This is a genomic window from Marinomonas spartinae (assembly GCF_016461715.1).
Classification (GTDB): Bacteria; Pseudomonadota; Gammaproteobacteria; order Pseudomonadales; family Marinomonadaceae; genus Marinomonas; species Marinomonas spartinae_A.
This window is the reverse complement of the sequence record NZ_JAEMUI010000003.1, coordinates 214,719-239,170: the sequence shown is the minus strand read 5'-3', so window position 1 is coordinate 239,170 and position 24,452 is coordinate 214,719. Positions and strand designations below refer to the sequence as shown.

Genomic DNA, 24,452 nt, shown 5'->3' with positions numbered 1-24,452 from the left:
CTCGCTCGACCTGCTACGTTAAAGCATTTTGCGCATAAATACTCGGGAATAGCCTTCCTCTTGGCGACGCTCGTACTCGCGATATCCTTTGCGAGAATAAAGAGCCTGATTGTCCATCATCTTCTCATGGGTATAAAGATAAATAGAGTCATAACCCAGCTGGCGCGCTTGTTCCTCTGCATGACGCAGCAATGTCCCACCACCCCCTAGACCTTGGTAATCCGGATGAATAGCCAGATTGTCTAATAGAAACCCCTCTTCCGTTTGCTTCAGGACAGCAAAACCAACCACCTTATGGTGATATTCAGCCACCCAGACCTGATGCTGCTGAATAATTTGAATATAGTCCTCCAGCATAGGAGCTGGCTGTTGGCCAATTTGCTCAACATACTTCTTATAAGAAAGATGCGCACAATCCGCTAGACGAATCGCCTCGTTTAAACGAGCCAGACGAATCAAGAATATCGTTTCATCATGCTCAACCATCTACCTGTTCCCCTTGTTAGCCTTCGTCGGTCTTGGAGAACGTTTGGTTGGTCGAGACTTTCCAGCGCCATTGGGTTTCCCTCCCTTTTCGGATTTGTTCGGTTTATCGATAGGCGTTCGTCCCGCACCTTTAGAAGAATTGTTCCCAACGGGCTTATGACGACTCACGGGGGTAACTTTACTCGACGCAGTATGCGGCTTTTTCTTTACAGATGTACGCCCTCCTGACGACGGTTTAGCTTTGTGGGGTTTCCTCTTAGACGTCGTATTAGCTTCTGATGAAGATCCCTCAATGGCCTTAAATAAACGATCTATTTCTTTTGCGGTAAAATCTCGCCATTCGCCAACAGGTAAACCTTTTAAATCAATATGCATGATACGAATACGCTCAAGTTTGACCACCTCGTAACCGAAGTACTCGGCCATACGACGAATTTGTCGATTCAGCCCTTGCACTAACGTAATACGAAAAACGTTATTGGCTTCCTTAGATACCTGACACTTTTTCGTCATCGTCCCCAGTATCGGAACCCCATTCGCCATGCCACTGATAAAAGACTCAGTAATCGGTTTATTAACCGTCACCAAATACTCTTTCTCGTGATTATTCCCAGCGCGAAGTACTTTGTTAACTAAGTCTCCATTATTGGTCAAAAAAATCAGCCCTTGCGATTCTTTATCCAAGCGACCAATAGGAAAAATTCTCACGCCATGACCAACAAAATCGACAATATTATCGCGCTCTGTGCTTTCCGTGGTGCTAACAATACCTACTGGCTTATTTAACGCAATCAGCACAAAATCCTCAGCTTCCTTTGGCTCAATCAACTGTCCATTTACTCTAACAGTATCGCCAGTAGCGACTTGATCTCCCACTTTCGCCCGCTTGCCATTAATAAACACATTCCCTTGCTCAATGAAGCGATCTGCATCACGCCTAGAGCAGATACCACTTTCGCTAATGTACTTATTCAAACGAGTTGTTGACGTGTTCAGCATAAAAATATCTTAGTGTCTTGTGATTAAAAATACTAAAAAACGAACGGAGACTTCAATCAATAGCCAATAGATAAAAACCGATCTATATTCTTAGTAAACATACACTAACAGTATATAGGAAATGCAATAAACACGCGCTACTTAGCAGAAGATCTAATGGCGTTAGGGCGAACAACGTCCTCAATCTTTTTTTCACACTTTGATTGCTACTATTCGGGCATTATCAGATTAAGAGGGAAACCATATGTCGTCTAAGACACCATTGCCAAATACCCCCACCTACAACATGGCACAAATTTTTCTGCATTGGGCCATAGCAGTTTTGATCATCGCAAATTATTTTATCAGCGATGGTATGGGTCATATGCTGCGTCAGCATATTGAAGATTCAGCGAGTACCCCAAACTGGGTGGGAGATTTTCATATTTACGTAGGCTTAGCCATACTCGGATTAATGGTTGTACGCGTTTTCGTGAGGTTGTTCAGCAAAACACCAGAACAAAAAACAACTGGAAATGGAACCTTAGACAAGATATCCCATTGGGTGCACATCGCCCTATACTGGTTGATGTTCCTAGTGCCCGCTTTTGGTGCTGCCTCTTGGTACCTAAAAATTCATGTTTTGGGGGATATCCATCAAATCACCATGAACATCATGATGAGCTTAATTCTCCTCCATGCATTGGCCGCTCTATTCCATCAATATGTATTAAAAGATGGCCTCCTTCTTCGCATGTTAGGACGCTCCTAAATCTAGGCAAAAGCAAAACACTTAATATCGATTCAGGCCATCGTCAACATTGCCTGAATCTTTGCTTTTTTAATGGGGAAAAATAGACGTCCCCTGGACTTCTAGAACACTTTTTACCTCTGTACGCTCAATAATTTTTACTAACGCCGACTGAATGAACTCGTCCTCACGTACATCCCCTTTGCTAGAAAAGCGTTGTTCTTGAGGAGGCTCACCATCCTCTAACACCAACGTAGCGACAACATCACCCGCAAGATCTGCGGATTCCCCAAAGTACGCCAAGGTGAGCTGTGGGTAACCTTTAAAGCCCATCTTTACTCGTTTGGCAATGCGTTTTTTTGCTTTCTCTACATTCATTTGTGATTTCCTGTTTATCAACACAGATATTAACAACGCGGATAGAAATACTGTTAGCAAACCAAGAGTAACACTAATGCCCACACCAGAAAGAAATAATGCGCCAAAGGGAATGAAAAGAACCTTAATAGAATACCCCTCGCTCAACGACTCTCATCATAAACCTGACAGGGAACCATCATTAAAGGTAGACCTTACCGCCAAATTACTAGAAAATGACGACTATATTCGATGGCATTGCAAATTGAATCCCGTACCACTGATCTAAAAGTGAGCTAAAATGAACCCTTTGTTAGAACACGCCTTGACTGTGTTTATGGCTTTTTTTGCCATTATGAACCCCATTGCTAATACAGTTGTTTTTGCTGGTTTAACAGGTCATAAAAGCAAGTCAGAACAACTCAAAGTCGCCAAAAAAGCATTACTGTTGACGTTCTTAATCATTTTAGTCTTTTCTGTTTTAGGAAAAGCCCTTTTTCATTTGTTTGGCATTACCTTACCCGCCTTGAGAATAACAGGTGGGTGTTTGATCTTTTTGGTGGGCTATCAAATGCTTCATGGGGAAAGTTCAAAACTCCACAGTCCGGAAGATAATGACGACTCGAACGAATCAGATGAGGCAGTTTCCCCCCTAGCGGTACCACTACTTGCAGGCCCAGGCACCATCGCAACCGCAATGAATTATTCTGCCACTGGTGGCTGGCAAGAAATCGTTATTACCGTGTCAGTCTTTCTTGCTCTGTGTTTTATTACTTTTTTCTGCTTTATTTTCAGCTCAAAAATACTCTCTTTAGTCAGTCAAAGCGGACTGACTATGATCACTCGCTTAATGGGGCTGATTCTTGCCGTTATCGGGGTACAGATGCTCATCACAGGAATAAACGTAGCAATCCACATTAGCTAAAAATACCAGCAGTACCAAGCGTTAGGTAACAAAGGGGACTGATTTGTATCTTTATGATCACTCCCCAATATCCCTAGAGTTACATGGCGCTGACTGGTAAACTGCCTGTTCCAATTTTCTGTGGACAGAACTTCATGCAAACTTCAACTCTACATCGTTCAAAGTGCCCCTCTATTATTGGGTTAACCGCCATTATTTTCGCCGCCAGTTTGCTAACTGGCTGCAGCAAACCACCGCAAGAACAACATATTGAGGGCTATGCCCAAGGTACCACTTACCATATCACCTTTTGGTCGAAGAAGAAGGTACCAACTGATGAGGTGGAATCTTCTTTCAATACTACCTTGGCACAAATCGATAAAGAATTATCGACTTATCGACCAGACTCCTACATTTCCGAATTCAATAGCAGCCCATCAACAAAATGGCAGCCAGCTTCCCAAGATTTTATTGACTTGATCAACATCGCCAAAGACATCAATAAAAAATCAGAAGGTTGTTACGACCCAACAATCGGTCCCCTATTTGATTTATGGGGCTTTAAAAAAGACACTCTCCATGTACCAACGGACGCAGAAATAGCGGCAACAAAAGCGGATATGGGACTGGATAAAATCCAAGTTGACGAAAAAGATAAACTTATTCGCAAGACAAACCCGTTAGTCCAATTGGATTTCTCTTCCATGGGTGAAGGCTACACCATAGGTAAACTGAGTAAGATACTTGAATCGAAAGGAATCAATAACTATCTCGTTGAATTTGGTGGCGACATGAAAATCAAAGGCCACAAACCAGATGGTAAAAAATGGCGTATCGCCATTCAACGCCCTATCAAAGAAAAAGATGGTTCACAAAAAGTGTATAAGATCATTACCATCGAAGATGAAAAAGGCGTCACACTAGATACATCCGGAACGTATAACCATTACTTTGACGATAAAGGGGTAGAATACTCACATATTCTGAATCCAAGCACTGGCCGCCCTGTTACTCACGATTTGGTTTCTGCCTCTGTTTTCGGTACAGATCCAAGAATCAGCGATGCTTGGGCAACCACAATGCTATGTCTTGGACCTATCGAAGGGGCTAAAATAGCCAAGAAACAACATCTCGAAGTGTTCTTTATCGAACATAAAAATGGCAAATTTGTAAACTCAGAGAGTGAAGCCTTATCTTCTAGTAAGCGTGTCAAATTCGACAAATAACCTGAGTCACAATAAGAAGTTGAGTAAATGAATTTACTCAACTTCTCTTCATAACCGAACAATTCTTACAAAAGATACTTCCATCTAGCATTTAACCTAATCAGAAAAAAAGCGGCCACAAGTGTCAGTGGTATTGTCGGCAACATCAGTTTTATACCGCTAAGATTGGTCTCACTGCGTAGGATATTTAAGAAGAACAAATGAACAAAGAAAACAGCTGAAGAGTATAAAGCGATTTTTTTACTATCAAATGGCATTGTCATTTTCATACAAAGTAGAAAAATTGCCGGACAGACAATAATCAAAGAGAGAAAATTATCAAACCCCTTTTGACCATGAGTTAATAAAAAATCAACATAGGACTCAGCCAATAAAGCGAGTACACCACATACACTTAAAACAATAATGAAACGTAAGGAAATTGCGCGATGCAATGCGTGCTTGTGAATCAAAAAACCAATGCTTAAAAACGGAAAAGAAAGCAGTAGTGGCCCTCGGTGAAGCGGTGTAAACATCAAAATTTTATTAATATAAGCACTATGAAACCACTGATAATTGGCAGCATATTGGATAAACACGCCGAGCAAAAATGTCACAATAACACAGGCCAACAAACAAGCACTAGAGGCATACCTTAAACAGTATAACAACCCAGCCCCCAGCAACATACCGGACAAATACCAGAGATGATAATATCCAAATATCAAGGTCTCAGATAACCGTAGAAGACTTCCCCAAGAACCGTCAGGCCGTTGCCACCAAAACACAGAATATAAGGTCATCCAGAGGATGTAGAGAATGGCGATTCTTTTAAACCAAGATGGATGCTTATCAGTAGAAACAACCGAAAAGAAGAAAAAACCATTAATCACCAAAAAAACGGGCACAACCATTCTAAACAGTCCTTGAACCGTTAAATAGCTCATTAATGCATTCACCTGAGATAAAAAACCAGCGTGTAATGCAACCACCATAAAAGCCATCACTAATTTTAGAATATCCAGAGAAGCATTTCGTTCCAAAACCATAACCTATGTATTTTTATCAATCTATATACTCTATTTTCCGATGGTCATGGACGCAATCAAGGACACGTAAAAATGAAAAAGGAAGATGTAAAGTAAAGGGAATAAAATTTACTGCCCTGAAACAGCAGTGCTTACTTCTGAATTTAGGCATAAACGGCTGCTCTAAAAAAACCGACACATTGAAAATTGAACAAGTGTTCATATTTTCTTATATTTTACTCAAATCATACGAAATAATGACAATTTACCATCATTTATAGCACCAAAAAAGAGCAACACCTCTCCATAAAACGCTCCATGTTAGGGCAAAAACAAATAATGAAGCGCTATTTTGACACGTTTTATCCTTTTGATCCCTAGAAAACATCATGGGTTGCTTTAATTTTTATGTAAACAGCACATATGGCACGGTGTCTGCTATAGGAATAATTAGTCACATAAAAACACATTTCTTTGTCGCGTTAGAAAATAAGAAATCTCAGGAGGCATATATGAAACTGCTTATTGCTATCATCAAGCCATTTAAACTTGATGAAGTTCGTGAGGGACTCTCCGAAATAGGTGTTCGTGGTATTACCGTAACAGAAGTCAAAGGCTTTGGACGACAAAAAGGGCATACAGAATTGTATCGTGGCGCCGAATATGTCGTTGATTTTTTGCCAAAAGTAAAAATTGAAGTCGCCTTAGATGACGCATTAGTTGATAAGGCTATGGATGTTATCTGCCAATCAGCTAATACAGGCAAAATTGGCGACGGCAAAATCTTTGTATTGACACTTGAGAAGGCTATTCGGATCCGCACCGGAGAAACCGACTCTGATGCTCTCTAATAATCAATAACACATCCCCCTACCATAAATATAGCTAAAACAGAGGCAATATTGATGAACATTAAAAGACTAATACCGACCATAGGTGGAGCTCTATCTCTACTTAGTCTATGGATGATTCCCTCCCAAGCAATGGCTGATACACCTAGCCTTGATAGTGGGAATACCTCGTGGATGATGGCATCAACAGCGTTGGTGCTATTGATGACTATTCCGGGTGTTGCCCTCTTCTACGGCGGTATGGTGCGCCGTAAAAACCTACTGTCTGTTGCCGCCGCGACTTTCGCTATAACCTGCTTGATTACCATTATTTGGTCAATCGCTGGTTACTCGCTTGCTTTTAAAGGCGATGGTGCGTTTATTGGTAACCTAAGTGCACTGTTTCTAAACGGTATTGGTTATAAAACGTTAAGTGGCTCTATTCCTGAATCGGTATTCATGACCTTTCAGATGACCTTCGCAATCATCACACCAGCCTTGATTATTGGTGCCGTTGTAGAACGAATGAAGTTTTCTGCCATGCTATGGTTTATGGGTTTGTGGTCCTTGTTAGTTTACTCCCCTATTGCTCACATGGTTTGGGGTGGCGGTTGGCTCGGTGGCGACGGCGTGCAAGATTTTGCAGGCGGTACCGTTGTGCACATTAATGCGGGTGTCGCGGGTTTAGTGGCAGCACTAGTACTTGGCAAGCGTAAAGGCTATGGAAAAACAGCAATGCCTCCCGTTAACCTTGTCTATACCATGGTTGGTGCGTCTCTTCTGTGGGTCGGCTGGTTTGGCTTCAACGCGGGTTCTGAGTTAGCAGCAGACGGTACAGCGGGCATGGCGATGGCCGTGACGCAAATTGCAACAGGGGTTGCGGCAATGGCTTGGATGTTTGTTGAATGGGCAGCTCGCGGCAAACCAACTCTTCTCGGTATGAGTTCAGGTGCGGTTGCCGGTCTTGTAGCGATTACCCCAGCATCAGGCTTTGTAGGACCAATCGGTGCGTTCGCAATTGGTATCGCAGCAGGTCTTGGTACTTTCTGGTCTTCTGTCTACCTGAAAAAAATGCTTGGCTACGATGACTCATTGGACGCTTTTGGTGTTCATGCGGTAGGAGGCATTATTGGCGCACTACTAACTGGCGTATTCTCAGCGGCCATATTCGGCGGTGCTGGCCTGAATGATAATGCACACGGCAGTATTCTTAGCCAAGTGATTATTCAGGCAAAAGGCGTAGGCTTTACCATTATTTACGATGCGATTATGACCTTTATCATCATTAAAGCAATTGATATGGTTATGGGCATCCGAGTAACTGAAGAAGAAGAAACCGAAGGCCTTGATACATCTCTACATGGCGAGCAGCTATACGAATAATCACTGCCAACACAAATATCTAAAGGGCGCTTACAAGAGCGCCCTTTTTCTTTTTGTTCAGTAATTTATAAAGTGCGAATTTAACCTAAAGGGCCGCCTAAAATAGTATCCTTAAGACCAGCTATAATGTTTTCACCTGTCTCTTGTCTTAATTCATCATACCAAGCTTGCGTTACCAACAAGTCTTTTCCATGGGTCACATCACAACGCTTACGGGCCTTTAACACTAGATCTTTGGCTCTCTCATGACGTAAGCTTTGATACTGTAATAACGCTTCTTTTATCTCCTTTGTTTTAGCAAAACATTGCCCCAGCACGACGGCATCTTCCATAGCAGAACAGCCACCTTGCCCAATGTCTGGCGTAGTGGAATGCGCAGAATCTCCCAACAACGCAACACGACCTTTAACAAAACTACTAAAAGGTTCAATATCGTGGATTTCAATACGATTTGTCGTTTCAGGATCAATTCTCTCGATCAAAATCTGTACCGGATCGGCCCACCCTTCGAAGTAGTTTTTTAGATTCTCTTTTACTGTCGCACGGTCTTCTGGTAAGCCAAGAGGTAATGGGACATCAAAGAAAAAGTAAAACTGCCCTCCTGCAATCGGCATCACTGATACACGCTTCCCATCACCAACAAAGGTCGTCCATTGCTCTAATGGCGCTATTTCTTCATCCGCTTTCACCAAGCCATTCCAATTAACGTACCCTGCGTAACGTCGCTGAATTTGATAACCAAGGACATGGGACCGAGCAACAGAATGTGCACCATCGGCGGCAATCATAAAATCCCCATGAGCAATACTGCCATCAGTAAAATGAGCGACCACGCTGGTATCGGTTTGTTCAACACGCTCCAGTCGTTTGGCAAATTGCACCTGATCTCTTCCCCAGTGATCAATCATCTGTACTTGCAGCCCAGCACGAGCAACAGGACAAGGTCGTTCTCCCACCGCCTCAATCAAGGGCATGAGACTAAACTGGGTCATGACCTCTCCAGACTTGCCATCTTGGTACGCCATCGCTCGCATAGGCCCACCAAGATCATCCATAATGTGCCCCATCCCTAAATGATTCATACATTTCACCCCGTTAGACCAGACTGAAATGGCTGCTCCAACAGGCTTAATCTCTTTTACTGCTTCAAAAACATCACAATCAACACCTTGCTGCTTTAAGGCGGCTGCAGCTGACATACCACCGATGCCCGCGCCAATAATCAATGCTTTCATGCTTTCTATCCTCTTATGACCGATATCCTCACAAAGCACAATGCGTTCCAACCACTTACTGATTCAGCGCACCTGAATGAAAAAGATATTTATTTTTAATAATTAGAATTCCGAAACATTTGTTTCCATAGTCTGACGATAACGCAAATCTAAGGAAGATATAAGTGCCTTACATCAAGCAAACTTAGACTAATATTATTTATCTATAAATAAAAACTATCGAATTGATTTTTCCCATAAACCCACTTGCTAGTTTGGTCAAGTCATGGCAATTTAAACTTCGAAGGGTTAACAGCACTAGAGGACAAAAATAACAATGACAGTCCATGAAAAGAAAAATCGAAGTCTTTATCGAGACCAGTTAATCAAAGAGAAAGTAGGTCTGGAACGGTTGCGGACGTTGCTCGACAATACGGGCAATAGGCTACTTCGCATTCCACAAGTCTACTTTGCAGATAAAGACACCATTAGCATGCAAGCGATTAAGCAAACCCATGCCAGCGAACAACAAATGGCTCAACTAGGCAGAGGCCTTGCCATGCTTCATTCTCATCCACTAAAACGTTACGGCCTCGATCACGACAATTATATTGGACTTAACCCACAATATAATAATTGGTCGGATAATTGGGGGGCTTTTTATGTTTCTTATCGTCTCGAAGCTCAAATTCAAATGGTCAAAAACGCCAGTGTGGCTGAGCAATTTCAAAACCAACTAGATAAGCAAAAAGCGCATTTGATTGATTTTTTAAATCGACATTGCCATCAGCCAACGATGCTCCATGGTGATTTGTGGTCTGGCAATGTTCTGTTTGATGAACAAGATGTGTGGCTAATAGACCCCGCTATTTACCAAGGTGATAACGAGGTCGACATTGCCATGACGGAACTATTTGGCGGCTTTAGCGAGGAGTTTTATCGCTCATATCACGCAATACTTCCCCGTTCTGAACACTACGCAATCAAACGTGATATCTACAACCTTTACCACTATTTAAACCACTATAATCTATTTGGTGCTAGCTATTTAAGCGACTGTGAGCGTTGTTTTCAATCAATTGGTAGGCTGAATCTATAGTGGACTCGGCTTGTTTCAACGTATTTAAATCGCACCTCCTGTATATCAGGAGGCGAAAGTCTCTTATCATTCCTCAACTAATCGCTGGCTTTTACCATCTGGGTGTTTTTTATCACCTGGATGCTTTTTACCATCTGGATGCTTTTTCAAAATCGTGTACATGTAAGCAACGACAATCAAGTTAATACCCAATACAGCCCCAGTCACGAGATTCGGATCTTTTATGATTTCATAAAACTCAAAAGGCAAATACACCGCACCACTCAAAAAGGCAAACCATTCAGTCCAACGCATTTCGTGCCACAAACCATAAGCCTCTACAAAACGCACTAAGGCATAAAATACAGCAATCACAGTCACCAGCGTAAAACTGGAGTGAGTTAAACCATCAACCGCATGCAATATCATCTGCGCATAATGGCCATCAGCATTCCAGTGCAAATGGGTTAATAACTTTAACACCTCAACATGTAAATTAACGCCTTCCAAGATATGGATACCAATTGCGAGCAACAAGGCTGCCGCCCCTTTTAATGCCTCAAGAAAAGCAATGGTCTTAAGACCTGAAAATTTCATATACGACTCTTACTATCAAAAAGAATGCTCAAAGGCAGAAAAATATAGGCGCTCATTCTATAAAGAGACGCTTACCGTCAAAAAGAAAAAACCACAATTTTACATAAAACACAATCAATCATGACACTTTAATAACAAACCTCTCTTAGAAAGCGGGGTCAAAAAAGCCCAAACTCATTGAAATGAGTTTGGGCTCTAATCTAACCACGAATGACGTGAAAGAAATATTATTAATCAGTCTTTTACGCGCTTCATTGAAGAGAAACCATAAAAAGACACAACGAGGAAGCAAATACCCGGCACAATATAAGACATGGCAGCACCATAAGAATCAATCACCCCGCCTTGAACTACCGGCATAATCGCCCCACCAAGGATCGCCATAACAAGGCCAGCAGAGCCAAATTTAGCATCTTTACCTAGGCCGTTTAATGCCACGCCGTAAATCGTTGGAAACATCAAAGACAAACTGGCAGAAATCATGACAATCGCCCATACACCTGACATACCAGGGTTAATTGCTGCATACACACACAAAGCGGTACCTAATAGTGCCATAACACCCAACAAAAGCGTTGGACGGAAAATACCGATCAACCATGTCATGACAAAGCGAGAAACAAGAAACACGAGCAAGCTGTACTGAAGATAATCACTGGCATGGGTAGCACTGCCCCCCATCGCAGACTGAACATATTGAATAGTGAAGGTCCAAGTACAGGTCTGACCAGCAACATTAAAGAACTGAGCGATCACCCCCCAGCGATAGTTTGGAAGTTTAATCAAACGACCCAAGGTGGCAATAAAACCATAATGATCTTTATCGGTAAGATCGACTTTTTCAGCCACTTTTTCAGACTTGGGTAGCTTAACCAACGCAATCATAATCCAGATAATAATCAGGAAGAATGCCATACCGACGTAAGGGGTCATCACCGCATCCAACTCAGAATGCTGAATGGCAGCTAGAGCCTGAGGTGCCATGGCGGCACGCTGCTCAGCGGTGGCAGGGTTTAAGTTTGGCAAAATCAAAGTCGATGCTAACAAAACACCAATATTGGTCCCCACTGGGTTAAACGCTTGAGCAAGGTTTAAACGTCGAGTAGCCGTCAGCTTTGGCCCCATCGCCATCACAAATGGGTTTGCCGACGTCTCGAGAATAGACAAGCCAGCCGCTAAAATAAACAAGGCAGCCAGAAAAGCGCCATATGTCATTGAGACACTAGCAGGGTAAAACGATAACGCGCCAAGCGTCGCTAGACCAAGACCAGTCAATACACCCGTTTTATAAGAAAAACGTACGTTAATAAATGCAGCAGGTAATGCCAGACAAAAATATGCGCCATAATAAGCAAATTGAACCAGTGCCGACTCAAGATTACTCATGGTAAAGATTTGGCTAAATACTTTTACCAGAGGGTCTGTCATGTTTGCAGCCACCCCCCAAGCAGTGAAACAGGTAATCAATAAAATGAAGGCCAGTTTCATATTGGAATACACAAAAGGGGTTTTTGAGGTTTCAGTTTGTAGATTATTCATATTGTAATAAACATCTTCTCGAGGTTCTTATTCGCTAGTTTGTTGCGGTATTCAGCTCATCATTAGAAAGCAAGAGGTGATCAGATCATCCTCTCTAATACAGGTAACATCACTAACACTTAGGCTACTTATTCGTACCTTACTTACCTATGGCCAAGCGTTATTTTGCTGTCCTAGGGTATTTAGAGGCTGGACTATACAAGCCCAGTTATTACACAAGATGAACAGAGCGCCACGAATGTGCAAATAAAAAGAATCCATATAATTAACAACGACTCGGTCAGCGTGACCTCCATAAAAAAACCCACTAAGACGAAACCTAGTGGGTTTTGATTGGTTAGTTTTTACCCTATTATCATTTTAAAGAGTAAAAGCCGATTAAAATGAGCCCAATTAAGCTAGATCAAAGCGATCCAACTCCATAACTTTTACCCAAGCTGCAACAAAATCATTGACGAAACGATCTTCAGCATCAGAAGAAGCATATACCTCAGCCAATGCTCGCAACTGCGAATTGGAACCGAAGATTAAGTCCGCACGCGTTGCGGTCCACTTAACCGAACCTGACTGGCGATCACGCCCTTCAAATTCCATTTCATCATCGGAAAGCGATTTCCACGTTGTGCCCATGTCCAACAAGTTAACGAAGAAGTCATTGGTCAATGTTTCAGCACGGTCTGTGAAAACACCGTGTTGGGATTGGTCTGTATTTGCGTTCAACACTCGCAAACCACCTACCAATACGGTCATTTCTGGTGCGGTCAATGTTAGCAGTTGAGCACGATCGACCAATAACTCTTCTGTTGTAACCGTAAAACGACCTTTTTGGTAATTACGGAATCCATCAGCAATTGGCTCAAGTACATCGAACGACTCAACATCAGTCTGCTCTTGAGTAGCATCCGCGCGGCCTGGCGTAAATGGCACAGATACCGTTTTTCCAGCTTTTTTCGCCGCTTGTTCAACACCAACATTACCAGCAAGCACAATCAAATCCGCCAACGAAATTTGTTTGCTTGTGTTCGCGCTGTTAAAGGCTTGTTGAATGCCTTCTAGCTTGCTCAATACTGTTGCCAATTGAGCTGGTTGGTTAACCGCCCAATCTTTTTGAGGTGCTAAACGAATACGAGCACCATTGGCACCACCACGCATATCAGAACCACGGTAAGTCGAAGCAGATGCCCACGCAGTGGAGACTAGCTGAGCCACACTCAAACCAGAGTCCGCAATCTTAGCTTTAAGATCGGCAACTTCCTTATCACCTACCAACTCATGAGTCACCGCAGGAATCGGATCTTGCCAAATCAACTCTTCTTTTGGCACCAAGTGACCAAGGTAACGACTGGTTGGCCCCATATCACGGTGAGTCAATTTAAACCATGCACGCGCGAATACATCAGCAAAATACTCTGGGTCTTTATGGAAACGCTCAGAAATCACTTTGTAAGCAGGATCTTCTTTCAAGGCGATATCAGACGTCGCCATCATTGGTGCATGGCGACGAGTAGGATCATGAGCATCAGGAACAGAATTCGCTAGAGCACCATCTTTTGGTGTCCATTGGTAAGCGCCAGCTGGGCTCTTAGTCAATTCCCAATCGTAACCAAGCAATGTATCGAAATAACCGTTATCCCATTTAATTGGGTCTGGAGTCCAAGCGCCTTCTAGACCACTAGAAATGGTATCAACCCCTTTACCAGAGCCCATGCTGTTGCTCCAGCCTAGACCTTGTTGAGTAATACCAGCCGCTTCTGGTTCTGGACCAACCTGAGCAGCATCACCCGCACCGTGCGTTTTACCAAATGTATGACCACCAGCAATCAAAGCAACAGTTTCTTCGTCATTCATTGCCATACGGGCAAAGGTATCACGAATATCAACAGCGGAAGCTAATGGATCTGGTTTTCCATCAGGCCCTTCAGGGTTCACATAAATTAACCCCATTTGTACCGCTGCAAGAGGGTTTTCCAGATCACGCTCACCAGAATAGCGACTTTTTTCACCACCACTCAGTTCTAACCATTCTTGCTCTGCTCCCCAGTAGATGTCCTCTTCTGGTTCCCAAATATCGGCACGACCACCACCAAAACCAAAGGTTTTAAAGCCCATGGATTCCAATGCACAGTTACCAGTCAAAATCATCAGATCTGCCCAAGAGATTTTGCTGCCGTATTTTTGTTTAATCGGCCAAAGCAAACGACGTGCTTTATCCAAGTTAACGTTATCTGGCCAGCTGTTTAATGGCGCGAAACGTTGAGATCCCGTCGCGGAACCGCCACGGCCATCTGCAGTACGGTAAGTCCCCGCACTGTGCCAAGCCATACGAATAAAGAAAGGACCATAGTGACCATAATCGGCTGGCCACCACTCTTGAGAATCTGTCATTAGATCCATTAGATCTTTACGAAGTGCCTCAAGGTCTAAAGTTTTGAACGCTTCAGCGTAATTAAAATCTGTCCCCATTGGGTTAGATTTATTAGAATGTTGGTGAAGGATACGAAGGTTTAATTGGTTAGGCCACCACTCCTTGTTAGACGTACCACGACCTGTTGAGCCATTGCTGCCAACTGCAGTATGATTAAAAGGGCATTTGCTCTCATTAGACATTGGTTACTCTCCTGTTTTTTGTTTTCGCTTATGTATTGCTCGACTCGTTATTAAGCAACTCTGCTTACGTTGCATCTTGTATAATAGTTATAGCCTTTCAAAAAAAATACATCTAATAAATTTAGACTAATAAGTTAATAGTCTACCTGCCGTAGGTTACAAATAGAATCTAAGGATAGTCGAGCGAGCGTCAATTCGATGTAAAAAAGCGTAAGAGCACGATGCTTATTCCATGCGCACTATCACGCTAGAATAGTCTCCCTTGTTGAAATCGAAGTAAAAAAAACCTCGCCGAAGCGAGGTTTAAAGTTTAAAAACAAGAAGATTGCTAAATTCTTTCAAAGACCGTCGCGATACCCTGCCCCATTCCAATACACATGGTCGCCAGACCAATGGTTGCATCTTTTTCTGTCATGACATTGAGCAAAGTGGTCGAAATACGCGTACCAGAGCAGCCCAATGGATGCCCAAGCGCAATGGCACCACCATTCAGGTTCACTTTTTCATCGACTATATCCAGCAATTTCAAGTCTTTTAAAACCGGAATAGATTGAGCCGCAAATGCCTCGTTCAGCTCTACAATCTCAATGTCGTCTATGGTTAGTCCAGCGCGTTTTAGTGCTTTTTTCGTGGCAGGAACAGGCCCATATCCCATGATAGCTGGATCGCATCCCGCCACGCCCATACTGCGGACACGAGCAATCGGTGTCAGTCCAAGCTCTTGAGCCTTCTTAGCCGACATCATTAACATGGCCGATGCCCCATCCGATAAGGCCGATGATGTTCCTGCCGTCACCGTACCGACTTTCGGCATAAAAACTGGAGGCAGTGACGCTAAGGATTCCATCGAGGTCTCAGGACGAATGACCTCATCCACTTCAACCAGTATTTTATTGCCATCAGCATCATGGCCCTCAATAGGCACGATTTCGTTTTTAAAGCGACCTTGTTGGGTTGCTTCATAGGCCAGCCGATGGGAGCGAACAGCAAAAGCATCTTGAGCCTCTCGGCTCACACCATGCATTTTACCAAGCATTTCGGCGGTCACCCCCATCATCATAGAGGCTTTCGCCATATGTTTGGATAATGCTGGGTTAACATCAACACCATGCATCATGCCAACGTGGCCCATATGCTCGACACCACCCACAACGAAAACATCACCTTGCCCTGTCATGATGGCTTGCGACGCTGTATGAATGGCTGACATCGACGAACCACACAAACGATTCACGGTTTGAGCCGCCGTTGTAATCGGTAAGCCTGCCAATAATGAAATCGCACGAGCAACGTTAAACCCCTGCTCTAAAGTCTGATTGACACATCCCCAGATCAGATCTTCCACCTCTTTCGGATCCACTTTCGGATTGCGTTTGAATAATGCCTTTACCAAAGCGGCCGATAGGTTCTCGGCTCGGACGTGACGAAAAACACCGTTTTTCGTCTTGCCCATAGGGGATCGAACTGCGTCAATAATGACTACATCATTTGCATTGAGTTTCATAAAATTCTCCTTAAATCGTTCAACCGTGGGGCATTATTCGCCGTAATACGTTTCGTTGTTGGTTGCCATTTCACGCATTCTTGCGGTGGGCTCATACAACGTACCTAAGTGGCTGTAGTTATCTGCAAGTTGACAAAACGCTTGCAGCCCCATTTGGTCTAGATAGTGCAAAGCACCGCCCAGATAAGGAGGGAAACCAATCCCGTAAATTAACCCCATGTCCGCTTCCGCAGCACTGGATACGATGTTTTCTTCTAAACAACGAGCGGTTTCGATACACAGTGGAATCATCATTCGAGCGATGATATCGTCGTCGGATAATTCTGTTTTAGCGTCCACTGTTGACGCCAAAAGAGCGTTGATTTCTGGATCAAAGAGCTTTTTCGGTTTGCCTTTACGATCAGGCTCATACATATAAAAGCCTTTACCATTTTTCTGGCCAAAGCGCTCTAATTCATAAAGACGATCAACCGCATTCACGCCTTCATGCTTCATACGATCTGGGTAACCATCTGCCATCACTCGATCAGCATGATACGCAGTGTCTATACCCACCACATCAAGAAGATACGCAGGTCCCATTGGCCAACCAAATTTTTCCATCGTCTTATCGACTTGCTGAAAATCTGCTCCTTCTTTCATCATCAAGGAGAAACCAGCGAAATAAGGGAACAGGACTCGGTTAACCAAAAATCCTGGGCAGTCATTCACGACAATTGGCGTTTTCCCCATCGCCTGAGCATAGGAAACCGTCTTAGCGATCGCTGCATCACTGGTTTTCGCACCACGAATAACTTCAACTAATGGCATGCGATGAACAGGATTAAAGAAGTGCATGCCACAAAAATTTTCTGGACGTTTTAGGTCTTTCGCCAGTTCTGTAATGGAGATGGTCGACGTATTGGAGGCTAAAATAGTAGTATCAGCGATATACTGTTCGGTTTCAGCCAACACGGCTTTTTTGACTTTAACATTTTCGACCACGGCTTCCACGACTAAATCAACATGACCAAACTCACCATAACTTAGTGCTGGCGTGATGCCATTCATGGCTTTCAACGCTTTATCAGCGGTTAAACGGCCTCTCTCAATTTGACCATTAAATAGCTTATTCGCTTCACTCAGCCCAAGTTCAAGCGCTTCGGGTCGAATGTCTTTCATAATAATTGGCGTGCCTTTGGAAGCGGATTGATAAGCCACACCGCCACCCATTATACCAGCGCCTAACACAGCGGCTTGTTTGACAGGGGTCGCATCTTTTGCGTATTTGCCAGCTGTTTTCTTGATGACTTGATCACTTAAGAACAAGGTCACCAAGGATTTTGCTACCGTACTTTTAGCGAGTTTAACAAAACCTTTGATTTCTGTTTCAGCCGCTTTTTCCATGTCTTGGCTAATGCCTTTTTCCATGGTTTTAATGGCCGCCATTGGCGCAGGATAATGCTTACCAGCTTTCGCCCCGACTACCCCTCGAACGGACTCAAACACCATCATCTTTTCGATTGGCGAGAACTGCATCGGCGCCCGTAGTATATCTCGGCGAGAACGATAGCTAAGTTTGCCATCTTGCACTTGCTGAATAAGATGTCGAGCAGACTCTTGTACCTTCTCAACGGGCACAACAGCATCCACCGCCCCATCTTTTAATGCTTCTTCGCTGCGTTTTTGAGCACCACCGCAGATCCATTCACAAGCATTATCAGCTCCGATCAAACGAGGTAAACGCACTGTTCCACCCCAACCTGGGTAGATGCCTAGTTGAGTTTCTGGCAAACCCACTTTAGCGGAATCCGCCATGACACGATAATCACAAGCAAGGCACAACTCAAAACCACCGCCCAGAGCAATACCATTGATCGCCGCCACAGTTGGACAACACAGATTCGAAATTTCCTTAAAAATATGGTGAGCTTCACGAAGTTTATCGGCTAAGTCTTCATCTTCTAACTTAAACCAAGCCGTAAACTCTGTGATATCTGCTCCAACAACAAAGACATTTTTTGCACTGGCAAAAATCACCCCTTGTAAATCATCGGTGGTCTTTAACATGGCAACGACTTCAGATAATTCTTTGAGTGCTAATCCATTAAATTTATTAACGGATTCACCTTCAAGATCGAGTGTAACGGTCGCGATATTCGTATCGTCCATCGAGACCTTTATTGCTTTTCCTTGGAACATCATGTTGCTCTCCCATTATTTTTATTGTGTATACGACGAACACTTTGCCCGTCGTATACAGTCGGATGCTGATAATTATGACGTTATACTAATGAGTACGGTGCTATAGACTTTTTTCTAACTCAGGCACCGCATCAAATAAATCCGCCACTAAGCCATAGTCTGCTACTTGAAAAATTGGCGCATCTTCGTCCTTATTGATCGCGACAATCACTTTAGAATCTTTCATACCTGCCAAGTGTTGAATCGCACCAGAAATCCCAACAGCAATGTACAAGTCTGGCGCAACAGTTTTCCCCGTTTGACCCACTTGCAAATCGTTCGGCACAAAGCCTGCATCAACCGCTGCTCGTGAAGCCCCGATCGCCGCGCCCAATTTGTCCGCAATGCCATCCAACAACTTAAAGTTATCACCACTGCCCATGCCTCGACCGCCAGAAATGACCACACTCGCGGCGGTTAATTCTGGGCGATCAGACTCCGCTAATTGCTCACTCACGAAACGACTCTTTTCTGAGGCAATCACCTGTGATAGGACCTCTGTTTGAGCATCGCCACCTTCATCAGCAGCGGCATCAAAACCCGTCGCACGTACCGTAATGACTTTTACTGAATCGCTGGATTTAACGGTCGCAATGGCATTGCCTGCGTATATTGGACGCACAAATGTATCAGCCGATTCCACTTTGATAACATCGGACAATTGGGCGACATCAAGCAAAGCCGCAACACGAGGTAAGGTGTTTTTCCCCGTGGTGGTCGCAGGTGCCAAGATATGGCTGTAGCCCTCGGCGACATCTACCACCAACTTAGCAATATTTTCAGCTAATTGATGTTCGTAAACAGCATTATCGGCAGACAACACTTTACTGACGCCAGCCACTTTTGATGCCTGTGCAATGACTGTCTGGCACTCAAACCCCGCCACAAGTAAATGAACGTCTCCACCAATCTGCGAAGCCGCAGTAATCGTATTAAGCGTCGCTGGCTTTAGAGACTGATTGTCGTGTTCTGCTAAAACTAAAATACTCATGACACCACCTTCGCTTCGTTTTTCAATTTATCAACTAACTCACTCACCGATCCTACCTTAATCCCTGCAGCACGTTCTGGCGGCGGTGTGACAGAGACGATACTGACATTCGAACCTACTTCTACACCAAAATCCGCTGGTGTTTTCACATCCAGAGGCTTTTTCTTAGCTTTCATAATATTAGGTAAGGAGGCGAAACGCGGTTCGTTTAGTCGCAAATCGGTTGTCACCACTGCAGGTAAAGTAATTGCTAACGTTTGTAGACCACCGTCTATTTCACGAGTGACCTTAGCTTCGCCATTTTCTACTATCACTTCCGATGCAAAGGTAGCTTGAGGGTAATCCAAAAGAGCGGCGACCATCTGACCTGTTTGGTTATTATCAGAATCGATGGATTGTTTACCCATAATAATAAGATCCGCCGCTTCGTCCTTGGCAACACCCGCTAACAGTTTCGCCACGGACAAAGAGTCCAACCCATCCTCTGTCTCTACTTGAATCGCACGGTCTGCTCCCAATGCCAAAGCAGTACGCAAGGTCTCTTGGCAAGATTTTGATCCTACCGATACAACCACCACCTCATCAGCGACACCTTTTTCTTTTAAACGAATCGCTTCTTCTACAGCGATTTCACAAAAAGGATTCATCGACATTTTGACATTGGTAAGATCAACGGCGGAATGATCTGCTTTCACACGTACTTTCACGTTGTAATCGATCACCCGCTTTACGGATACTAGTACTTTCATAAGCCCTCTTTACATTCTTTTTACTTTATTAAGGTTCAATCCAACGGTTTGCTGTCTATAGAGTCCAGTCCACTCCAGACTCAGTCAAACCATGACACCTGCTTGTTAATAGTGCGCTTAAATAAGTAGAATTTGTACTACTAATAATAAGTTACAAACTTTTTCCATCAATGACAAAAAAGCCCCAGTTAACTAACAAAAAAAATCACGCAATCAAACAAAGTCAGAAAGCATGTGATTTGGAAAGTCTATTATAGTCGGTGTGGATAAACCTTTGTTAACTAAACAGTGAAAAGATAAGGGCGAAACAGAATCCAGCTTTAATCCATAGAACGCGTTCGCGATAGAAAAGCGGCAAACGCCTCACGAGCTTCTTTGGATTTCAGTCGATCCTTAAAAATACGCCCTTCACGCATCAGTGCCATTTGAACGTCATCTTGACACCGATATTTCAATAAATCCTTACTTAACATCACCGCTTCTGCCGGCAAATTCGTCAGCTTTTGGGCGTATTGCAACGCCACCTCATATGCCTCACCTGAGTCACAAAGATGATTCACTAAGCCCATAGCCTGTGCCTCTACACCACTAAAAGCGTCCCCTAAAATAAGTACCTCAAAGGCTTTTTGATAGCCCACTAGCTTGGGTAATAAATAGCTAGAAGCCGCCTCAGGCACGAGTCCCAAAGGCACGAAAGGAAACTGAAAAGTTGCCTCTCGAGCACTTAATACTAGATCGCAATGGAGCAACATGGTCGCCCCCACACCGACAGCCCTCCCTTCAACCCCCGCGACCAATGGTTTTTTATAGCCACTTAATGTTTGTAAAAATGTAAGAGCGGAGGACATCTTGTCTGGATTTTGAGCAACTTGTAAAAACTCATTGATGTCGTTCCCGGCGGAGAATTCACCATTGGCCCCATGAATTAAGGTGACTTTGATCGAGTCGTCCTGCTCGGCTCGCTGTAAAGCAAGTGCCAAGTTGTCATACATTTCTAAGGTAATGGCATTTTTTTTATCAGGGCGATTCATTTGTAAAACCTGCACTCCCGACAAACAGGTTTCAACAACCATATCTGTAGTCAACTCGCTCATTTACACCTCCTCTTCAGGTAGGCGAATCACATCCTCTGTCACTAATTTGCGTACCATTGGGCCATCATCAGACCAACCATGGCAAGAATTCACAAGTCCCTGTAACGTTTTAGAGATCTGTTCTGGGTATTTATCGCTTAATGGGCCCCACATCATTTGATAAGCCGTTGTCGCAGCCACTGGCAGCAATTCAAGTACATGAGTACAACCGACTTTGCCTTTAAACTCTTGTTTTAGCCAACGGCTCCAACCAGGACCAATTCGCGTTCCTTTGATCACTTCAAAGCTTGGTATTGCACCACTACAGTTTGGAAATGGGAACGCATCCATATGAACATGAATATCAATCACCTTAAACGAATCATCTAATGTCATGGTAAGGCTGATATCGTGAAAAGGGCTCCCTTCTGGCACCTTGCTTCCATCAAAATCCCGATAAACATCATAAGTCTTAAGGTCTTTCATATGAGCTTCTATATCCCATAAACCATCATCACGACGATAACCATTTGACTCAACTCGCCGCCGATGCATTAGCTCGCGTTTTGTTTTGCTTCCAACCGCCTTATCAATCTCATGACCGCTATTAGCATCATCTTGTTCTGTCTGTATTTTTTTATTTGATGACATAAAACTAAGACCTCTCTCATTTCCAATTGCTCGGACTGCAAATCTTGCGCTTCTTAGGCCTTTTCATCGCGTAATGATCGACGCAACACCTTACCGACATTGCTCTTAGGAAGCTCTTTGCGTACCTCGACGTATTTAGGTACTTTGTAGGCAGTAAGGTTTTCTTTGCAATAAGTCCGCACCGCTTTTAAATCGATGGAAACATTGGGATCTTTTAATACAATAAAGGCTTTAATAGCCTCGCCTGCTTTTTCATCAGCCACGCCAATAACAGCGGCTTCCAAAATATCTGGATGCGCAGATAAACATTCTTCGACTTCAGTCGGATACACATTAAATCCCGACACGATGATCATATCCTTGGCTCGATCAACGATTTGTAAATAGCCATCTGGATGCTCCATGGCAATATCGCCTGTAATGAAAAAACCATCCTCTGTCATGGCCTCTCGTGTGGCATCTTCACGCTGCCAATAACCCTTCATCACTTGGGGACCTCGCACACATAACATCCCTGCCTCCCCTTGTGCCACAGGCTTCCCACTGTCATCAAGGATACTGATTTCCGTTTCACTAACAGGCAAACCAATGGTACCAATTCGCTCTTTACCATAAGGGTTAAAGGATACAACAGGGGATGTTTCCGTTAATCCGTAGCCTTCAACAATTTTACAGCCAGTGACATCGAACCATTTAGCCGCCGCAGCACTCGTTAAAGGCATACCACCTGAGCAGGTTAATTTGAGTTCGCTAAAATCCACCTCGGAAAATTCAGGGCGATTGCATAGACCCACAAATAACGTATTCAACCCCGCAAAGCCAGTAAACTTCCACTTTTTCAATTCTTTAATAAAGGCGGGTAAATCCCTCGGATTCGGAATCAAAATAGAATGGCCGCCACGCGACAGCAAACTGAGTCCATGAATTAAAAAAGCATAAATATGGTAGAGAGGAAGTGGCGCAATAAAAATCTCTTTCCCCTCATGCAGAACACTCTCTAAACGAAAGTTCAGCTGATACATATTCGAAATCAAATTGGCATGAGTCAGCATTGCTCCTTTGGCAATGCCTGTGGTACCTCCGGTGTATTGCAAGACAGCAATATCTTCTGGGGTAATGTTCACGGGAGTTACTGTGTGATGCCGGCCTTTCGCAAGGGCCTCATTTAAAGAGATTGCTTGAGGCAAATGGTAGTTTGGCACCAATTTTTTGATGTACTTCACCACACCGTTAATCAGCAAGCGCTTAGGAGCGCTGTGAAAATCAGCAATCTGAGTGATAATGACGTGTTTCAGCTCGGTTTTATGCAGAATTTTCTCGATGTTATGCGCCATATTCGCAAATACAACGAGAACCTTTGCCCCCGCATCATTAAATTGATGCTCCAGTTCATGAGGGGTATACAAGGGGTTCGTGTTCACCACAATCAACCCCGCTTTTAGCGCACCAAAAAAGACCACTGGGTATTGAATAATATTCGGGAGCTGAATCGCGATGCGATCCCCTTTTTTGACACCCGGCAATTGCTGTAGATAGGCGGCAAATTGGTTTGCTTTCTCTTCCAATTGACGATAGGTAATTGTGTGGCCAACACTGCTAAAGGCAGATAAATCGGCAAACCGTTGACAAGATGCATTGAACACATCCAATAACGATTGGTAATGATGTGGGTTCAGTGAATCCGGAATATAACTACCAGGCGTTTTGGTGCCCAATGCATTACCATCAGGAACACGACTACCGGATACATTTTTCATGGTTTCACTCTCCCTGAGAACAGAGCCAGCTGAAGACTGACCACCCTCATTTTGTGTAGAGATCGAATTGTCCATCTGCATTCTTAACTCCAATTATTGTTTTTGTCAGGAGAATGTGCATTGCTTGGAACTCGCGCCAAATAGTGACTATTTGGCGCTCATGTATGCTATGACCAGCAAAGCTAAAGGCTAATGAGGAAAAATCTGCGTCAACTTAGTTGCCAGCATAATATCCCCATCCGCCCGTATTTTTCCCTGCATAAAGGCCGCCATTCCATCCAACTCGCCACTCATCACGTCTTTTAACGTCTGTAAATCCATTTCAAGAGTAACCGTTGGATCATCATGTTCACCTTCAGCAAGAGCACACTTACCATCCTCGATACTAAGGTGATAATGCTCACCTTCATCCATATCAAATTGGAAGACAGCGCTCATATCATCCGCTTCGTCTGCATCAAAACGTCCAAGCATAGCATCAAACACTGCTTTTACTTCACTCATTTCCTATCCTCCAGTCTAGTCTAAAAATACCATCATTCTATTG

At 43.7% G+C, this 24,452-nt stretch carries 22 protein-coding genes; 6 read left to right on the top strand and 16 right to left on the bottom strand.

The features are described 5' to 3' along the window. Positions 1-18 precede the first annotated feature (18 nt). Positions 19-486 carry a GNAT family N-acetyltransferase gene (locus tag JHD45_RS04740; protein WP_199475351.1) on the bottom strand — a complete coding sequence of 156 codons (468 nt, stop codon included), beginning with the start codon at positions 484-486 and terminating at the stop codon, positions 19-21. Then, positions 487-1,485, bottom strand: coding sequence for a 23S rRNA pseudouridine(2604) synthase RluF (gene rluF / locus JHD45_RS04735; protein WP_199475350.1), 999 nt, complete (start codon positions 1,483-1,485; stop codon positions 487-489). A gap of 244 nt (positions 1,486-1,729) precedes the next feature. On the opposite strand from rluF, the gene JHD45_RS04730 reads away from it, so the two are divergent. Continuing rightward, positions 1,730-2,236 (top strand): cytochrome b, encoded by a 507-nt coding sequence (locus JHD45_RS04730; RefSeq protein WP_199475349.1) that lies wholly within the window; start codon positions 1,730-1,732, stop codon positions 2,234-2,236. A 69-nt stretch (positions 2,237-2,305) separates the two neighbouring features. On the opposite strand, the gene JHD45_RS04725 is transcribed toward JHD45_RS04730, so the two are convergent. Beyond that, on the bottom strand, positions 2,306-2,593 hold the full coding sequence (locus JHD45_RS04725; RefSeq protein ID WP_199475348.1) for a hypothetical protein: 288 nt from the start codon (positions 2,591-2,593) through the stop codon (positions 2,306-2,308). Between the two features lie 280 nt (positions 2,594-2,873). Between JHD45_RS04725 and JHD45_RS04720 the strand changes: the two genes are divergently transcribed. Together JHD45_RS04720 and JHD45_RS04715 are read left to right on the top strand one after the other, a co-directional pair. Continuing rightward, positions 2,874-3,497, top strand: a complete 624-nt coding sequence (locus JHD45_RS04720; RefSeq protein ID WP_199475347.1) for a MarC family protein — start codon at positions 2,874-2,876, stop codon at positions 3,495-3,497. Positions 3,498-3,631: 134 nt separating this feature from the next. Then, the gene (locus tag JHD45_RS04715) at positions 3,632-4,702 is read left to right on the top strand and encodes an FAD:protein FMN transferase (protein WP_199475346.1); all 1,071 of its coding nucleotides are present in this window, start codon (positions 3,632-3,634) and stop codon (positions 4,700-4,702) included. Positions 4,703-4,767: 65 nt separating this feature from the next. On the opposite strand, the gene JHD45_RS04710 is transcribed toward JHD45_RS04715, so the two are convergent. After that, positions 4,768-5,724: an acyltransferase family protein gene (locus tag JHD45_RS04710; protein WP_199475345.1), complete on the bottom strand. Its 957-nt coding sequence runs from the start codon at positions 5,722-5,724 to the stop codon at positions 4,768-4,770. Between the two features lie 497 nt (positions 5,725-6,221). On the opposite strand from JHD45_RS04710, the gene JHD45_RS04705 reads away from it, so the two are divergent. Continuing rightward, positions 6,222-6,560 (top strand): P-II family nitrogen regulator, encoded by a 339-nt coding sequence (locus JHD45_RS04705; protein ID WP_199475344.1) that lies wholly within the window; start codon positions 6,222-6,224, stop codon positions 6,558-6,560. Between the two features lie 54 nt (positions 6,561-6,614). Continuing rightward, a complete protein-coding gene (locus JHD45_RS04700) occupies positions 6,615-7,922 on the top strand; it encodes an ammonium transporter (protein WP_233407576.1) in 1,308 nt (435 codons plus the stop codon). Positions 7,923-8,002: 80 nt separating this feature from the next. Here JHD45_RS04700 and hpxO read toward each other — a convergent pair whose 3' ends face one another. After that, positions 8,003-9,157, bottom strand: coding sequence for an FAD-dependent urate hydroxylase HpxO (gene hpxO / locus JHD45_RS04695; protein WP_199475343.1), 1,155 nt, complete (start codon positions 9,155-9,157; stop codon positions 8,003-8,005). Between the two features lie 316 nt (positions 9,158-9,473). Here hpxO and JHD45_RS04690 point away from each other — a divergent pair, with 316 nt between their 5' ends. Beyond that, on the top strand, positions 9,474-10,235 hold the full coding sequence (locus tag JHD45_RS04690) for a fructosamine kinase family protein (RefSeq protein WP_199475342.1): 762 nt from the start codon (positions 9,474-9,476) through the stop codon (positions 10,233-10,235). Positions 10,236-10,301: 66 nt separating this feature from the next. Here the strand turns inward: JHD45_RS04690 and JHD45_RS04685 are convergent, their stop codons facing one another. The 11 genes from JHD45_RS04685 to JHD45_RS04635 all read right to left on the bottom strand — a co-directional run bounded on the left by JHD45_RS04685 (position 10,302) and on the right by JHD45_RS04635 (position 24,409). Continuing rightward, a complete protein-coding gene (locus JHD45_RS04685) occupies positions 10,302-10,811 on the bottom strand; it encodes a DUF2127 domain-containing protein (RefSeq protein WP_199475341.1) in 510 nt (169 codons plus the stop codon). 234 nt (positions 10,812-11,045) lie between these two features. Next, the gene (gene fucP, locus JHD45_RS04680) at positions 11,046-12,350 is read right to left on the bottom strand and encodes an L-fucose:H+ symporter permease (protein WP_199475340.1); all 1,305 of its coding nucleotides are present in this window, start codon (positions 12,348-12,350) and stop codon (positions 11,046-11,048) included. 393 nt (positions 12,351-12,743) lie between these two features. Continuing rightward, on the bottom strand, positions 12,744-14,957 hold the full coding sequence (katG, locus tag JHD45_RS04675; protein WP_199475339.1) for a catalase/peroxidase HPI: 2,214 nt from the start codon (positions 14,955-14,957) through the stop codon (positions 12,744-12,746). 328 nt (positions 14,958-15,285) lie between these two features. Beyond that, positions 15,286-16,461 carry an acetyl-CoA C-acyltransferase FadA gene (gene fadA, locus JHD45_RS04670; RefSeq protein WP_199475338.1) on the bottom strand — a complete coding sequence of 392 codons (1,176 nt, stop codon included), beginning with the start codon at positions 16,459-16,461 and terminating at the stop codon, positions 15,286-15,288. A 33-nt stretch (positions 16,462-16,494) separates the two neighbouring features. Further along, entirely contained in the window at positions 16,495-18,645 is a 2,151-nt protein-coding gene (fadB, locus tag JHD45_RS04665; RefSeq protein WP_199475332.1) for a fatty acid oxidation complex subunit alpha FadB, read from the bottom strand. A 100-nt stretch (positions 18,646-18,745) separates the two neighbouring features. After that, on the bottom strand, positions 18,746-19,675 hold the full coding sequence (locus JHD45_RS04660; RefSeq protein WP_199475324.1) for an electron transfer flavoprotein subunit alpha/FixB family protein: 930 nt from the start codon (positions 19,673-19,675) through the stop codon (positions 18,746-18,748). Beyond that, positions 19,672-20,424: an electron transfer flavoprotein subunit beta/FixA family protein gene (locus JHD45_RS04655; protein ID WP_199475323.1), complete on the bottom strand. Its 753-nt coding sequence runs from the start codon at positions 20,422-20,424 to the stop codon at positions 19,672-19,674. The genes JHD45_RS04660 and JHD45_RS04655 overlap by 4 nt, the downstream gene beginning before the upstream one ends. Before the next feature lie 320 nt (positions 20,425-20,744). After that, positions 20,745-21,518: an enoyl-CoA hydratase-related protein gene (locus JHD45_RS04650; protein WP_199475321.1), complete on the bottom strand. Its 774-nt coding sequence runs from the start codon at positions 21,516-21,518 to the stop codon at positions 20,745-20,747. Next, positions 21,519-22,148 carry a DUF2889 domain-containing protein gene (locus JHD45_RS04645; protein WP_199475319.1) on the bottom strand — a complete coding sequence of 210 codons (630 nt, stop codon included), beginning with the start codon at positions 22,146-22,148 and terminating at the stop codon, positions 21,519-21,521. Positions 22,149-22,201: 53 nt separating this feature from the next. Beyond that, positions 22,202-23,905, bottom strand: a complete 1,704-nt coding sequence (locus JHD45_RS04640; RefSeq protein ID WP_199475467.1) for an AMP-binding protein — start codon at positions 23,903-23,905, stop codon at positions 22,202-22,204. Positions 23,906-24,094: 189 nt separating this feature from the next. Continuing rightward, positions 24,095-24,409: an SCP2 sterol-binding domain-containing protein gene (locus tag JHD45_RS04635; protein WP_199475317.1), complete on the bottom strand. Its 315-nt coding sequence runs from the start codon at positions 24,407-24,409 to the stop codon at positions 24,095-24,097. Positions 24,410-24,452: the final 43 nt, after the last annotated feature.